12 protein-coding genes and 1 tRNA gene are annotated in these 15,541 nt (G+C 54.6%); 10 read left to right on the forward strand and 3 right to left on the reverse strand.

Going from position 1 to position 15,541, the window contains the following annotated elements; genetic code table 11:
- The first annotated feature begins 22 nt into the window (after nt 1-22).
- Genes galB through F3J40_RS23990 form a run of 4 tightly spaced genes read left to right on the forward strand, consistent with a single transcriptional unit; the run spans nt 23 to nt 3,443 of the window.
- Entirely contained in the window at nt 23-760 is a 738-nt protein-coding gene (galB, locus tag F3J40_RS23975; protein WP_017346580.1) for a 4-oxalmesaconate hydratase, read from the forward strand.
- Nucleotides 757-1,476, forward strand: coding sequence for a 4-carboxy-4-hydroxy-2-oxoadipate aldolase/oxaloacetate decarboxylase (locus F3J40_RS23980; protein ID WP_167018636.1), 720 nt, complete (start codon nt 757-759; stop codon nt 1,474-1,476). Before galB ends, F3J40_RS23980 begins: the two co-directional genes overlap by 4 nt.
- Nucleotides 1,473-2,555 (forward strand): 4-oxalomesaconate tautomerase, encoded by a 1,083-nt coding sequence (locus F3J40_RS23985; RefSeq protein ID WP_167018638.1) that lies wholly within the window; start codon nt 1,473-1,475, stop codon nt 2,553-2,555. Before F3J40_RS23980 ends, F3J40_RS23985 begins: the two co-directional genes overlap by 4 nt.
- Nucleotides 2,556-2,564: 9 nt before the next feature.
- Nucleotides 2,565-3,443 (forward strand): NAD(P)-dependent oxidoreductase, encoded by an 879-nt coding sequence (locus tag F3J40_RS23990; RefSeq protein WP_167018640.1) that lies wholly within the window; start codon nt 2,565-2,567, stop codon nt 3,441-3,443.
- 54 nt (nt 3,444-3,497) lie between these two features.
- On the opposite strand, the gene putP is transcribed toward F3J40_RS23990, so the two are convergent.
- Nucleotides 3,498-4,982, reverse strand: a complete 1,485-nt coding sequence (putP, locus tag F3J40_RS23995; RefSeq protein WP_167018642.1) for a sodium/proline symporter PutP — start codon at nt 4,980-4,982, stop codon at nt 3,498-3,500.
- Between the two features lie 452 nt (nt 4,983-5,434).
- Between putP and putA the strand changes: the two genes are divergently transcribed.
- The 4 genes from putA to F3J40_RS24015 all read left to right on the forward strand — a co-directional run bounded on the left by putA (nt 5,435) and on the right by F3J40_RS24015 (nt 12,122).
- Nucleotides 5,435-9,385 carry a trifunctional transcriptional regulator/proline dehydrogenase/L-glutamate gamma-semialdehyde dehydrogenase gene (gene putA / locus F3J40_RS24000; protein WP_167018644.1) on the forward strand — a complete coding sequence of 1,317 codons (3,951 nt, stop codon included), beginning with the start codon at nt 5,435-5,437 and terminating at the stop codon, nt 9,383-9,385.
- Between the two features lie 184 nt (nt 9,386-9,569).
- On the forward strand, nt 9,570-10,334 hold the full coding sequence (locus F3J40_RS24005; protein ID WP_167018646.1) for an FTR1 family protein: 765 nt from the start codon (nt 9,570-9,572) through the stop codon (nt 10,332-10,334).
- A gap of 473 nt (nt 10,335-10,807) precedes the next feature.
- A complete protein-coding gene (phoH, locus tag F3J40_RS24010) occupies nt 10,808-11,596 on the forward strand; it encodes a phosphate starvation-inducible protein PhoH (protein ID WP_017346572.1) in 789 nt (262 codons plus the stop codon).
- Between the two features lie 106 nt (nt 11,597-11,702).
- Nucleotides 11,703-12,122, forward strand: a complete 420-nt coding sequence (locus tag F3J40_RS24015; RefSeq protein WP_167018648.1) for a hypothetical protein — start codon at nt 11,703-11,705, stop codon at nt 12,120-12,122.
- Between the two features lie 178 nt (nt 12,123-12,300).
- Here the strand turns inward: F3J40_RS24015 and F3J40_RS24020 are convergent, their stop codons facing one another.
- On the reverse strand, nt 12,301-12,750 hold the full coding sequence (locus F3J40_RS24020; protein WP_167018650.1) for a hypothetical protein: 450 nt from the start codon (nt 12,748-12,750) through the stop codon (nt 12,301-12,303).
- Between the two features lie 190 nt (nt 12,751-12,940).
- Nucleotides 12,941-13,028: transfer RNA gene (locus F3J40_RS24025), tRNA-Ser, on the reverse strand.
- A gap of 290 nt (nt 13,029-13,318) precedes the next feature.
- Here F3J40_RS24025 and phoA point away from each other — a divergent pair.
- Complete coding sequence (phoA, locus tag F3J40_RS24030; protein WP_240155596.1) at nt 13,319-14,683, forward strand: alkaline phosphatase; 1,365 nt, start codon at nt 13,319-13,321, stop codon at nt 14,681-14,683.
- A 391-nt stretch (nt 14,684-15,074) separates the two neighbouring features.
- A partial coding sequence (locus F3J40_RS24035) for an inverse autotransporter beta domain-containing protein (protein WP_205297510.1) occupies nt 15,075-15,541 on the forward strand: 467 nt, incomplete at its 3' end.

Below are 15,541 nucleotides of genomic sequence, written 5' to 3' on the forward strand. Positions count from 1 at the left end.
ACAGTCAATGCGGGAATGAAAAATGGAAAACAACACCAAGAAAAGTGCCCTTGTGGTTAGCGCTCACTCAGCCGATTTCGTCTGGCGTGCGGGCGGTTCTATTGCGCTGCATGCGGCACAGGGTTATGACGTCCATGTGGTGTGTCTCTCGTTTGGTGAGCGCGGTGAGTCGGCCAAACTGTGGCGTAAAGGGAATATGACTGAGGCGCTGGTCAAACAGCATCGTCGTGCAGAAGCGGAAGCAGCCGCCGAGATCCTCGGAGCCAGCATTGAGTTCTTCGATTTAGGCGATTATCCGCTGCGTGCAGACAAAGAGACGCTGTTCCGCCTGGCGGACGTCTACCGTAAGGTGCAACCGCACTTTGTACTGACGCACTCCGTCGCCGACCCGTATAACTACGATCATCCGCTGGCGGCCAATCTGGCGCAGGAGGCGCGCATCATTGCGCAGGCAGAAGGCTACCGCCCAGGTGAAACCATTGTTGGCGCGCCGCCGGTTTATAGCTTCGAGCCGCATCAGCCAGAGCAGTGCAACTGGAAGCCCGATGTTCTGCTGGATATCACCTCGGTGTGGGATAAGAAGTACGCCGCGATCCAGTGTATGGCGGGACAGGAACACCTGTGGGAGTACTACACCCGTGTCGCGTTACAGCGTGGCGTTCAGGCGAAGCGCAACATCGGTATCACCAGCGGGCGCGACATCACCCACGGTGAAGGCTACCAGAGCCTCTTCCCACGCGTAACGGAGAATCTGTCATGAGCCTGGTAGGAAAAAAAGGGGTCGTGGTACGTAACATTGCGCGCGCCGACCAAAGCCTGATGGCAGATTTTGCCCGCTACGGCGTAGCGACAGTGCATGAAGCACAGCAGCGTCAGGGATTGCTGGACGTGCGGGTTCGTCCGGTGCAGCAAAACCGCGCCATTGCGGGCAGCGCGGTCACCGTGTTGGTCTCGCCAGGGGATAACTGGATGTTCCACGTCGCCGTGGAGCAGTGCCAGCCCGGTGATGTGCTGGTGGTTGCACCGACCTCTGAATGTCACGATGGCTTCTTTGGCGATCTGTTAGCGACGTCACTCCAGGCGCGGGGTGTGGTGGGTTTGGTGGGCGATATTGGTATCCGCGACAGCCAGACATTGCGTGAAATGAACTTCCCGGTCTGGTCGCGTGCGGTGTATGCGCAGGGGACGGTGAAGGCCACGCTGGGGTCAGTCAATGTGCCCGTTGTGTGCGCCGGTCAACTGGTGACGCCAGGCGATGTGGTGATTGCCGATGATGATGGCGTGGTGATTGTGCCGCGTGAGCAGGCTCAGCAGGTTAGCCTGGCCGCACAGAAACGTGTGGATGCGGAAGAGGGTAAACGTCAGCGCCTGGCAGCTGGTGAGCTAGGGCTGGATATCTACCAGATGCGTGGCACGCTGGCTGAAAAGGGCCTGCGCTACTTCGATACCGTTGAACAATTGCAGAACGACGCATGAAACAGACGCTGATCCCCTGTGTAATGATGCGCGGCGGTACCTCAAAAGCCGCCTGCTTCCTGGCGAGCGATCTGCCCGCAGACGCCGCCCTGCGCGATCGGGTGCTGTTGGCGGTGATGGGTTCGCCCGATAAACGCCAAATTGACGGCCTGGGGGGCGCAGATCCCCTGACCAGTAAAGTGGCGATCGTTAGCCCTTCTACGCGCAGTGATGCTGACGTTGATTACCTGTTTGCCCAGGTCAACGTAGATAAAGCCGTGGTCGATTATGGTCAGAACTGCGGTAACGTGCTGGCGGCGGTGGGCCCGTTTGCGATTGAAAAAGGGTTGGTTGCCGCGCAGGGCGATCGGACGCGCGTACGTATTTTCATGGTGAATACCGGGCAGGTTGCCGAAGCGGAAATTGCCACGCCGGAAGGGTGCGTCGAGTATGAAGGCGATACGCGCATTGACGGCGTGCCGGGCTATGCCGCTCAGCAGATCCTTAACTTCCAGGATATTGCGGGTTCAAGCTGTGGCGCGTTGCTGCCCACCGGGCAGCCGCGTGACACCTTTGATGGCATAGAAGTGACCTGTATCGATAACGGTATGCCGGTGGTGCTGATTCGTGCCGCCGACCTGGACCGCAGTGGATTAGAGAGTCGCGAACAGTTAGATAATGACACGGAACTGAAGGCGCGGCTGGAATCCATTCGTTTGCAGGCGGGGCCAAAAATGCAGCTGGGTGATGTTGCACAGCGCACGGTGCCAAAAATGACCCTGGTAGCGGCACCTCAGCAGGGAGGCGCGCTGACTACGCGCACCTTTATTCCTCATCGCTGCCATGCATCGATTGGCGTACTGGGCGCGGTGAGTGTCGCCACCGCCTGTTTGATCGACGGCAGTATTACCGCTGGAGTTGCGCAGGTGAGTAGCGCGCTGAATCAGCAGTTGGCGGTGGAACATCCCAGCGGGGAGTTCAGTGTGATGTTGCAGCGGGATGCTGCGGGACAAGTGATTAACAGCGGGCTCATTCGTACCGCGCGTTTGCTGTTTGACGGTCGCGTTGCCGTGCCGGGATCGCTCTGGCAGGGCCATTAAGGAGACGTTATGGCTGAAATTGCCATTATTGGATTTGGTGAGGCGGGCAGTGTTTATGCTGCCGATCTCGCCGCTGCTGGCGTGCGAATCTGGGACAAAAAGCTGCTCAGTGCTGAAGGTGAGGCGATGCGCCAGCGTGCTGAAGCGCTGAATGCGACACCCGCTCACAGTGCGGCTGAAGCCGTACAAGGGGTTAAGTGGGTGCTGTCATTAGTCACCGCAGGCAGTGCCGCAGAGGTGGCTCATGAGCTGGCTCCGCTGCTACAGCCTGGGCAAATCCTGCTGGATTTCAACTCCGTGGCCCCGGAGACCAAGTGCCGTTCGGCCCAGATTGTGGCAGGTGGGGCCGGGGATTATCTCGACGTAGCGGTGATGGCTCCAGTGCCACCGAAGCGGCTGGCGACACCGCTGTTGATCGGGGGGGCTCAGGCTGAGCGGGTTGCACTGCGCCTGACGGAGTTGGGTTGCAACGCCCGTGCGGCCAGCACGCAGGTGGGGGAAGTCTCTGCCATCAAGATGTGTCGCAGTGTGATGATCAAAGGCCTTGAAGCTCTGACTACCGAGTGCCTGCGCGCCGCGCGTCTGTATGGCGTTGAAGCCCCGGTGCTGAACTCGCTGCACGCCAGCTTTCCCTCTTTAGGCTGGGACGACCAACTGCCACACTATTTGATTAGCCGCGTCGCGGAACATGGCGTGCGCCGTTCAGAAGAGATGCAGGAAGTGGTGAAAACGTTACAGGATGTTGGGTTAAGCGGGGTGATGAGTCAGGCAACCAGTGAATTACAAGGCGAGCTACCGGCGCAGTTAGCACAGCGTCAATTGCGTTACAGCGATTTAGTGCCGTTTGTCTGGCAGGATGTGGCGGATAAGCTGGCAAAAGCTAAGTGAAATAACAGAGAGAGAAGCCCCGCCCGTCACAGCAGACGGGCGGGGCTTTTTGCATTAACGGGTGTTGTACTCTGCTTCTGCAGCGGCAAAGCGAGCCTGTGCTTCATCTGAAGGTTCGCGACCCATCAGGCTGATCACCACAATCGCGATGCTGGCGAACAGGAAGCCAGGGATGATTTCATACAGCCCCAGCCAGGCGTACTGTTTCCAGACCAGCACGGTCACTGCGCCAATCACCATCCCGGCTAGCGCGCCGTTACGTGTCATTCGTTTCCAGCATACCCCGAACAGAACCACTGGACCGAATGCGGCGCCAAAGCCTGCCCACGCGTAGCTCACCAGACCCAGCACGCGGTTGTCTGGGTTCATCGCCAGCGCAATCGCAATCAGTGCAATTAACAGCACCATCAGACGTCCCACCCACACCAGCTCTTTCTGGCTGGCATGTTTGCGCAGGAATCCTTTGTACAGGTCTTCGGTCAATGCGCTGGAGCACACCAGCAACTGACAGCTCAGGGTAGACATCACCGCAGCCAGAATGGCTGACAGCAGGATACCGGCAATCCACGGGTTAAACAGGATACGGGCCAGCTCAATAAAGATGCGCTCGCCGTTCTGGCTGACGCCAGCCGCCTGATCCGGGTTGTTCTGGAAATAGGCAATCCCAAAGAAGCCCACAGCCACTGCTCCGCCAAGGCACAGAATCATCCACGTCATACCAATGCGGCTGGCGGTGCGGATCGAGTGGTGAGAGTCTGCGGCCATAAAGCGGGCCAGAATGTGCGGCTGACCAAAGTAACCCAGACCCCAGCCCAGCAGCGAGATTACGGCAACAAAGTTCAGGCCTTTCAGCATGTCGAGGTTTTCCATGCTTTTGGCCTCAATCACCGCCATGGAGTCTGACAGGCCACCGACCGCGACAATGACCATTACCGGGGTCAGAATCAGGGCGAAGATCATCAGGCTGGCCTGCACGGTATCGGTCCAGCTGATCGCCAGGAACCCGCCAATCAGCGTGTAGAGAATGGTTGCTGCGGCACCGGCCCAGATGGCGGTTTCGTAGCTCATACCGAAGGTACTTTCAAACAGACGTGCGCCCGCTACCACGCCCGAGGCACAGTAGATGGTGAAGAAGATCAGGATAATGACTGCGGAGATGACGCGCAGAATTTTGTTATGGTCTTCGAAACGGCTGGTGAAAAAGTCTGGTAGCGTCAGGGCATTGTTGTGATGCTCGGTTTGCACACGCAGACGACCCGCTACGATCTTCCAGTTGAGCCATGCCCCCATGATCAGGCCAATCGCGATCCAACTTTCGGAAATACCAGAGAGGAAAATTGCGCCAGGCAGGCCCATCAGCAGCCAGCCGCTCATATCGGAAGCACCTGCTGAAAGTGCTGTTACTACGCTGCCCAAACTGCGGCCGCCCAGAATGTAGTCGTCAAAATTTTTGGTTGAGCGGTAGGCCATTAAGCCAATCAGCACCATGCCAAAGATGTAGACCAAAAAGGTCACCAGCAAGGGGGTACTTACATTCATCAGTCTCTCCACTTTTGTTGTAATTTCCACAGTGAAATCGCGTTGTGCTGCTGTGCCGGAACGAGGCGACAGTTAATAATTTTCTTCACACAGGCGTAGGCCGGGCCTTCCACTGAGGCGCGGTATCCTGCCGTAAAGGCGAATTCAGCACAATGGATTTAACACAGCAGTTACTGTGATTTCACTCTTTCAAAATAAATTAATGCTCATAGGTTGCACCAGGTCACACTTCCAGGGTTGCGCTTAGTTTTTTAGTCCTAAGACCGCTCTGGATCTGGCTGTGAAAGTTGGCGGGGATTTTGCAGCAATAACCGTGCCGTATCTGAATCTGAACATCATTTCATCGTTTAGTGGCCTGGTTCACACCTGTAATTATCTGGGTTGCACAAAGTTGCAACATAAGTGATATTGCTGCCCAGGCCGTTATAACGACATTAAGGAGCTGAAAAGTCATGGGCACGACCACCATGGGGGTAAAGCTGGATGAAGCCACCCGCGAGCGTATTAAACAGGCAGCACAGCGCATTGATCGCACACCACACTGGCTGATCAAACAGGCGATTTTTAACTATCTCGGCCAGCTCGAAGCCGGTGATAGCCTGCCAGAGATTCCGTTACAGGCGCTGGCGGGTGACGCTGAAGAGGGCGTTCCTGAAGAAGTGCATCAGCCCTTCTTGTCGTTTGCTGAACAAATTCTGCCACAGACCGTGGCACGTGCGGCCATCACTGCCGCCTGGCGTCGCCCCGAGACTGAAGCAGTGCCAATGCTGCTGGAACAGGCACGGTTGCCAAAGGCTCAGGCGGAGAAAACCTACCAGTTAGCCTATCAACTGGCAGACAAGCTGCGGCACCAAAAGGGTGCAACAGGACGCGCCGGAATGGTGCAAAGCTTGCTGCAAGAGTTCTCGCTCTCCTCGCAGGAGGGTGTGGCGTTGATGTGCCTGGCGGAAGCGCTGTTGCGCATTCCCGATAAGCCTACGCGTGATGCGCTGATTCGCGACAAAATCAGCAACGGTAACTGGCAATCACACCTTGGGCGTAGCCCATCCCTGTTCGTCAATGCGGCGACCTGGGGGCTGCTGTTCACTGGGCGTCTGGTATCGACCCACAACGAAGCCAACCTCTCACGCTCTCTGAATCGTATCATCGGCAAAAGCGGTGAACCGCTGATCCGCAAAGGCGTGGATATGGCGATGCGCCTGATGGGCGAGCAGTTTGTAACCGGAGAAACCATCGCTCAGGCGCTGGCAAATGCGCGCAAGCTGGAAGATAAAGGCTTCCGTTACTCTTATGACATGTTGGGGGAAGCGGCGCTCACCGCCAGCGATGCGAAAGCCTATCTGCTCTCTTACCAGCAGGCGATCCATGCGATTGGTAAAGCGTCTAACGGGCGTGGCATTTATGAAGGGCCGGGGATCTCAATCAAACTTTCGGCACTGCATCCGCGTTACAGCCGCGCGCAGTATGAACGCGTCATGGAAGAGCTGTATCCGATCCTCAAATCCCTGACCCTGCTGGCCCGCAGTTATGACATTGGTATCAATATTGATGCTGAAGAGGCGGATCGCCTTGAGCTGTCCCTCGACCTGCTGGAGAAACTTTGCTTCGAACCTGAGCTGGAAGGCTGGAACGGTATCGGCTTTGTTATCCAGGCCTACATGAAACGCTGCCCAATGGTGATTGACTACCTGATCGATCTGGCACAGCGTAGCCGCCGTCGCCTGATGATCCGCCTGGTGAAGGGGGCCTATTGGGATAGCGAAATCAAACGTGCTCAGGTTGATGGCCTTGAGGGCTACCCGGTTTATACCCGTAAGGTCTACACTGACATCTCTTATCTGGCCTGCGCGCGTAAGTTGCTGGCCGTGCCAAACCTGATCTACCCACAATTCGCGACCCACAACGCCCACACTCTGGCGACGATCTACCAGTTGGCGGGGAATAACTACTATCCTGGTCAGTATGAGTTCCAGTGCCTGCACGGCATGGGTGAACCGTTGTATGAGCAGGTGGTAGGCAAAGTGGCCGATGGCAAGCTCAACCGTCCTTGCCGCATCTATGCCCCTGTGGGAACGCACGAAACCCTGCTGGCTTACCTGGTGCGACGCCTGCTGGAGAATGGCGCGAACACCTCGTTTGTTAACCGCATTGCCGATACCTCACTGCCGCTGGAAGATCTGGTGGCCGATCCGGTCTCTGAAGTGGAAAAACTGGCGCAGAACGAAGGTGCCGTTGGCTTACCGCATCCGAAGATCCCGTTACCCCGCGACCTTTACGGTGAGAAACGTGTTAACTCCAGCGGTATCGATATGGCGAACGAACATCGACTGGCTTCGCTCTCCAGTGCAGTACTGAGCAGCGCAGCGCAGCCGTGGCAGGCACAGCCGATGATCGATGCTGAACTGCAAGCGGGTGACAGCCGACCGCTGACCAACCCAGCAGCACCGGGGGATATCGTCGGGTATGTGCGTGAGGCTAGCGCGGAGGAGGTGTCACTGGCGTTGGATGCGGCAGTGAATGCCGGCCCAATCTGGTTTGCGACGCCGCCGCAGGAACGTGCTGCGATCCTCGAACGCGCCGCCCAGTTAATGGAAGGTCAAATACAGCAGTTGATCGGTATTCTGGTGCGCGAAGCCGGTAAGACCTACAACAACGCCATCGCTGAGGTGCGCGAAGCGGTCGACTTCCTTTACTACTATGCCGGCATGGTGCGTGACGATTTTGATAACGATACTCATCGTCCGTTAGGCCCGGTTGTGTGCATCAGCCCGTGGAACTTCCCATTGGCCATCTTTACCGGTCAGATAGCCGCTGCGTTAGCGGCAGGCAACAGCGTGCTGGCAAAACCGGCAGAACAAACGCCACTGATTGCTGCTCAGGCGGTACAGATCCTGCTGGAAGCGGGTGTGCCGGCAGGCGTCCTGCAACTGCTGCCAGGTTTGGGTGAGACAGTAGGGGCGCAACTGACGGGTGATGAGCGCGTGCGCGGCGTGATGTTTACCGGGTCTACGGCCGTAGCCACGTTGCTGCAACGCAATCTTGCGGGACGTCTCGATCCCCAGGGGCGACCAACCCCACTGATTGCTGAAACCGGGGGAATGAACGCCATGATCGTTGACTCCTCAGCGCTGACAGAACAAGTGGTGGTGGATATTGTCGCTTCCGCATTTGACAGTGCCGGTCAGCGTTGCTCTGCGCTGCGTCTGCTGTGTATTCAGGAAGATGTGGCCGACCACACGCTGAAAATGCTGCGTGGTGCTATGGCCGAGTGCCGTATGGGGAACCCGGAGCGTCTCTCAACCGATATCGGTCCGGTGATCGACAGTGAAGCGAAGGAGAATATCGAACGTCACATCCAGGGGATGCGCAACAAGGGCTTCAAGGTCTATCAGGCCGTGCAGGATGTGCCGGAAGACAGCCGTGAATGGCAAACCGGTACCTTTATCAAGCCAACCCTGATTGAGCTGGATCAGGTAAGCGATCTGGATCGTGAAGTGTTTGGTCCGGTGCTGCATGTGGTGCGCTTTGGTCGTAACGCACTGCCGCAGATCCTCGAACACATCAATCATTCCGGTTATGGCCTGACACTGGGCGTGCATACCCGTATTGATGAGACGATTGCCCAAGTGGTGGCTGGCGCTAAAGTCGGTAATCTCTACGTTAACCGTAACATGGTGGGCGCGGTGGTTGGCGTGCAACCGTTTGGTGGCGAAGGGCTTTCCGGCACGGGGCCGAAAGCGGGTGGCCCGCTGTATCTGTACCGTCTGTTGGCAAGCCGCCCGGAGCAGGGGTTACGTAAAACCTTCGATCGTCAGGATGCTGAGCGTCCGGTTGACAGCACACTGCGCCCGACGTTGTTAGCCGCCCATCAGGCGTTAAGCGACTGGGCCAGCGCGAAAGGCCATAGCGCACTGGTTGCGCTGTGCCAGCACTACGCTGAACTGGCGCAGTCGGGCACGGTGCGTTTGCTGCCAGGTCCAACTGGTGAACGTAACACCTTTAGCTTGCTGCCGCGTGAACAGGTGCTGGCGCTGGCCGACAACGAGCAGGATGCGCTGATCCAGCTAGCGGGGATCACCAGTGTCGGTACTAAGGCGCTGTGGGAAGATGACAGCCTGCATCGTACGCTGTTCAGTCAGTTGCCTGCGGCGGTACAGCAACAGATTACGCTACAGACCCAACCGTTACAGGGCGAGTTTGATGCGGTTGTTTATCATGGTGATGCAGACCAACTGCGTACGCTGTGTGAGCAAGTGGCTTCTCGTGAGGGGGCAATTGTCTCCGTGCAGGGCTTTGCCCGAGGAGAGACAGAACTGTTGCTGGAGCGGTGGCTGATTGAGCGTTCTTTGAGCGTCAATACTGCGGCTGCTGGCGGAAATGCCAGCCTGATGACCATCGGTTAACGCCAATGCGGGTTTGATGAATGAAAAACCGCTCTTCGGAGCGGTTTTTTTGTCCTTACAGCAAATAATTACGCGATGCTTACAGGGCGAATGCTTTTTTTTGATAATGATAATCGATATCATTGGTGAGCTAACGTTTATTTACCTTTCTACTTAATTTATTCTTAATTGCGAGATTTAAGGAATGTTTCTCCCGTTTCTCACCTTGTTGCGCGAAGGGCTGGAAGCCACATTGCTGGTGAGTCTGTTCGCCAGCTATTTTCGTCGCAGTGATAACGGCCAATGGTTTCCGCTGTTGTGGACGGTGGTGCTGCTGGCGCTGGTTTGCAGCCTGAGCATCGGCATTCTTTCCAACGCGGCACAGAAGCCGCTTTCGCTTCACAATGTGGCGTTGTTTGAGGGTGCGGTTGCACTGTTGGCTATGTTGATGTTGTCGATTTTGACCCTTAGATCCACGCAATACGGTCAGACAGGTTTCTGCCTGGCGCTGCTATTTACCGTTTTCCTTGCAGTGGTGCGAGAGGGATTATCGGCGGTACACTACTTAACCTATATCTTTACTGTTAATAGCAGCAACGCGGCGGCGGCGGGAGCGGTTTTTGGTCTGGCCCTGGCGTTATTGGGCGGCGTGGTGCTCTATCTGCTCGGTGGGTGGTTATCTGAACGGCGTTTTACGCTCGTTGCTGACGTACTGCAAATGCTGATTGCGGCGGGGTGTGCCTCTGGCATGGTACGGGCATTCGCCCATGCAGGTTGGTGGCCATATTGGCAGGATATCGTGTTCGATTTAACGCGGTTAATACCGAAAGATTCTGTATTAGCCGCGGTATTAGCGGGTAGCCTTGGATTGCAGGCTTGCGCCAGCCTGAGCGAAGCTGCTGCTTATTTGTTCTATCTCCTCGCGGTATTGATCTGCCTTTGGTTAAGGCGGCCAAAACAGGCGGCGTAATAAACTGACAGATTACCGTTGCGTTAATATTTCATTCGCAGAACTGAGCATTCCTTTATCACCACGCTTTTTGCTTAAAATTCATTTTTGTTGTTTGAATGTAAAAATAGTGATTGCAAAGCACCTGCAAAATGGTGCAGTTTATTACTCATAGGCTGAGCAAATGTGTTGATGTATCACACTGGAGTTCGCGCATGAGATGGTCCGCAAATGGACAGGCAGTACCCCTTCAGACATCGCTTTTAACGGTGAGAGGATTTTTCTCTGACCTCATTTCAACAGTGTTTTGGTTGTATTTTACACTCTATTCTCTTTTTACCCGGTGCGCTTACACGGTACATCGCTGTGTCAGCACACTTATCTCCACGTTCCTGTACGGCTTAAAAGGAAGCCAAGTAAACCTCTAAAGCGTTCACGTAATCGCTCGGGCGGATGGCCTGCGCGGGAAATGAAACCAACTGTAAGGTGCCACTATGGGAAGACAGAAAGCAGTGATCAAAGCGCGTCGTGAAGCCAGAAGAGTGCTTCGTAATGACTCACGTAGTCATCGTCAGCGTGAGGAAGAATCGGTCACTTCGCTGGTGCAACTGGGAGGACTGGATTCAATTGGCATGGCGCGCGATGTGCGCGACGGTAGCCCAATTGAAGCTCGTAATGAAGCCCAGGCGCATTATCTCAACGCCATAGAAACGAAACAGCTCATTTTCGCAACCGGTGAAGCGGGCTGCGGGAAAACCTGGATCAGTGCTGCGAAAGCGGCCGAGGCCCTGATACATAAGGATATCGACAGGATTATTGTTACACGACCGGTTTTGCAGGCCGACGAAGATCTTGGCTTCCTGCCAGGGGATATCTCCGAGAAGTTTGCGCCTTATTTCCGGCCGGTCTATGACGTTCTGGTTAAACGTCTGGGTGCTTCCTTTATGCAGTATTGCCTGCGTCCCGAAATTGGTAAGGTGGAAATTGCACCGTTTGCCTATATGCGCGGACGTACCTTTGAGAACGCGGTAGTGATTCTTGATGAGGCGCAAAACGTCACTGCTGCACAGATGAAAATGTTCCTAACCCGTTTGGGTGAGAACGTCACAGTCATTGTGAACGGCGATATTACTCAGTGTGACTTGCCTGCTCATGTCCCGTCTGGCCTTGCTGATGCGCTGGCGCGCTTCACTGAGGATGAGATGATTGGCGTGGTGCGTTTCGGCAGAGACGACTGTGTCCGTTCACAACTTTGCCAGCGAACCCTGATGGCCTATGCCTGATTTCGCTGTGTAGCAACTACCAACCCGGCTCCGGCCGGGTTTTTTTATTGGTAAGAACTTTATAATACGACGCGGTTTTTGTGTAAAAACGGAGTTTCACAACGGTATGAATCAATGGAAAAAGTTCATTGTGGCAGGATTTATCGTCATCGTGAGCATTATTCTGGCAGATTTCAGTATGCAGAAAAGAGCAGAGCAACCCGGTGGGTATTCGCAGGCTAATCTTTGGTTATATTATTTTTACACCGATAAGGAAATACGTGATGCGCCGCGAGTTGCGCATCAGTATCATTTCACTTTCACGGCGCAAGATGGTGCTAAACCGCAGGATAGCAGCATCGTTTACAGCGCTGATGCTAACACGGCTGATTTGGCTGACTATCTTCAAAGCCTGGGTTACATCAGGTTCGAAAGTGAAGGAGCGATTGGCAAATGGGGTCGTGAAGGCGAATTAACCCCTTATTTTACCCTCACCAGGGAGCCAGTGCAGCGTAATGTCATTTTGACGCGCACTGAATTCAAATAATCTGTGCCATTAGAGAAAACTGGCATCCGTTGAGGTCAGTTTTATTGTATTACCACCTAGTCATCCCCTTTGCTACTACACACTATCAGGGCGCGAGCATCAAACCGTCAGCGTCAGACCACGGCGGCATTGCATGAGATGATCATGACGCTTTAATGAGGTCGAAGGCGTTAAAACCTTACAATTTCAACATGCCGATCTCTTCAATATCCGCAGCGGGATTCACTTCCCGCACTGCGGCGAGGAAAGAGGCAAAGTTGGCATTAAACAGCGATGCGTTGTGCACAAAACGCACCTCTTTTTCGTGGTGATCTTCGTGATAGCGAACTGCCCAGACATGGCGTTCGCCGATTTGTACTGAGGTGGCTTTGATACGGACAATGGCACCGAGGGGGATCTTTTTAGTTTCCTGCCTGCGCCTTTGGTAAAGATAGTCCGCATCAAAAAAATAACGTTCCCGCCGTATCCCCAGCTTTTCTAACAGCCAGGCATTTTGTGAAATTTGCAGTGGCTCACCGCTACGATAATCTGCTGTCGTGTTGTCACGAATGCGATGGATTAATTTTCTCACCAGCAGGAAAAACAGCAGCAGTAGCAGTAATGACAGTAGCAGAATGACGGCTTGCATGGTCTGATCCTTCAGAAAATCCGTTCAGGCAGGATACTTTACTTTGTTGTGGCCAGCGGGGCAAAGTCAGAGGGCATCAGAAACAAAAAAGCCCCGGACCTGAGTCTGGGGCTTCCTGCGTGTAGTGCCGTTATTTATGCTGTTTTGGAAGCCTTAACGTTCAAGGCATCAGCTAACGTCCTACTCAATATGGCGGTGAGAGGGGGATTCGAACCCCCGATACGTTGCCGTATACACACTTTCCAGGCGTGCTCCTTCAGCCACTCGGACATCTCACCGTATTTTTCTTTGCTGACCTCACTGGGTCAACGGGGCGCTACTATAGGGAGTCCGTCTGTTTCACGCAAGCACTATTTTTCTCTTTTGTTCTATTCGCTTAAGTCGTGAGCGAGTCGCTATAGATTACAGCAATTCGGTTATTTCTCCCTCTTAATCTCAGGATGTTGTCACAGAGCTGTCACAAAAGAGTCGCACACTTTGCCGTGGACACAATTTTTCATCTTTATACACATGGAGAGATAAGTTGAAACATACCTCTGGATTTACCCTGACGTTGCTGGCTGGCCTGATGACACTGACGGCACAGGCTGATGACAGTGCTATCTGGAACCGGGCTGCGCAGGGCGATATCACCCAGCACGGCGGCGCGCGCCGCTTAAGTGGCGATCAGACGGAAGCGATCAAAGCGGCCTTGAGCAACAGCAAAGCAAAAAATGTCATTTTGCTGATTGGCGATGGTATGGGCGACTCAGAAATCACGGCGGCCCGTAACCTTGCAGAAGGGGCTGGCGGTTATTTTAAAGGCATTGATGCACTGCCCATCTCCGGACAGTACACACATTATTCGCTGGATAAAAAAACCCATAAACCTAACTACGTCACCGACTCTGCGGCTTCTGCTTCTGCCTGGTCAACCGGCACCAAGACGTACAACGGCGCACTGAGTGTGGACGTGAACGGTAAGGACCAAACCACCTTACTGGAACTGGCAAAAGCGGCGGGTAAGGCTACCGGCAATGTCTCAACCGCTGAGTTGCAGGATGCAACGCCCGCCGCCATGGTCGCCCATGTCACTTCCCGTAAGTGCTACGGCCCAGAAAAAACCACCGAGCTTTGCGCCAGCAATGCGCTGGAGAACGGCGGTCGCGGATCGATTACCGAACAGTTGCTGCGCACCCGCGCGGATGTGACCCTGGGCGGTGGGGAGAAAACCTTTAACGAGCTGGCGAAATCCGGCGAGTATCAAGGCAAAACCCTGCGCGAACAGGCGCAATCGATGGGATATCAGTGGGTAACCGATCTGGATAGCCTGCAAAAGATCACGCAGGCAGATCAGAACAAGCCACTGCTTGGCCTGTTCTCTCCGGGTAACATGCCCGTGCGCTGGCAAGGGCCCAAGGCAAGCTATCATGGCAATCTCGACCAACCGGCGGTGACCTGCATTGCCAATAAAGATCGCCCTGCCAGCATGCCTACATTGGCACAAATGACGGAAAAAGCGATTACGTTATTGAGTGCTAATCCCAACGGTTTCTTCTTGCAGGTGGAAGGGGCTTCGATTGATAAACAAGATCACGCGGCTAACCCCTGTGGGCAGATTGGCGAAACGGTTGATCTGGATGAAGCGGTCCAACAGGCCCTGGCATTCGCCCGTAAAGCGGGGGATACGCTGGTGGTTGTGACCGCAGATCACGCGCACAGCAGCCAGATTGTCGAGAATGGCACCAAAGCACCGGGGCTGACGCAGGCACTCAATACCAAAGAGGGCACGGTGATGACCATTAGCTATGGTAACTCCGAGGAAGATTCACAAGAGCACACCGGTAGCCAGTTGCGTATTGCCGCCTATGGCCCACATGCGGCCAACGTGACCGGATTGACCGACCAGACCGACCTGTTCTTCACCTTGCGTGATGCGATGGAACTGCGCTAATGCCGTAAATTAATTTACGGCTGGAGAACATCATGCAACCAACGCTGAGAACGGTATAGCAAAAAGCTAAAAATTTTTTTGAATGTGTTCTCTAATTATCGTCTCAGTGAGAATTATTACGAGGGCGTAATAGAGCGACTCTGTCAAAAAAATGATACTGGTGCTGAATTCTGAGAAAAAGAATTTCCCTTGAATAAATAACATGCACCGTTGTGCGGATTATTTGTTCATAAGTTATTATGTTTTTTTGTCATTTTTCAGCACCGGCCAGTAGGAGAATAATTACCAGGATAATTCCAGGGGGAAATCAAGTCATAGCCTAGGTTTATTGACCGGTCATAAATGAAAAATATTCCAGTTGCGCGTAATGTAATTAACTGGAATAAAAAATATGTCTCTCTCTCATAATACACACTCCCGCGGGCGCTACTCTGCCCGGATGCGTCGTTTTGCGCTGTTACAGGCCGCTTTGCAGGTCAGCATCGCGCTGACACCGGCATGGGCCATCACGGCCGTTGCACAGCAGACCCCGCCCCCCTCAGAACTGCACGACTACCTGAACCCGGCTGCACAGCTGGCGCAATCCGGCAACTTTGGCGGCTTTGCGGCGCAGCAGGCATCGGGTATGGCGTCTCAGCAGCTTCAACAGTGGCTACAAAACTTCGGTACCGCCCGGGTTGAATTCGGCATTAACAGCAAGTTTGCGCCGCAAGCCGGCTCGGTTGACCTGTTGTTGCCCCTGTACGACAGTCCCGATCGTCTGTTCTTTACCCAGAACGGTATCCGCCTGAACGATGGGCAGGCCACCGGTAACTTTGGCCTGGGCCAGCGTCACTTTATTGATGACTGGATGGTCGG

Origin of the sequence: Candidatus Pantoea multigeneris, from assembly GCF_011752615.1 — a bacterium.
GTDB lineage: Bacteria > Pseudomonadota > Gammaproteobacteria > Enterobacterales > Enterobacteriaceae > Pantoea > Pantoea multigeneris.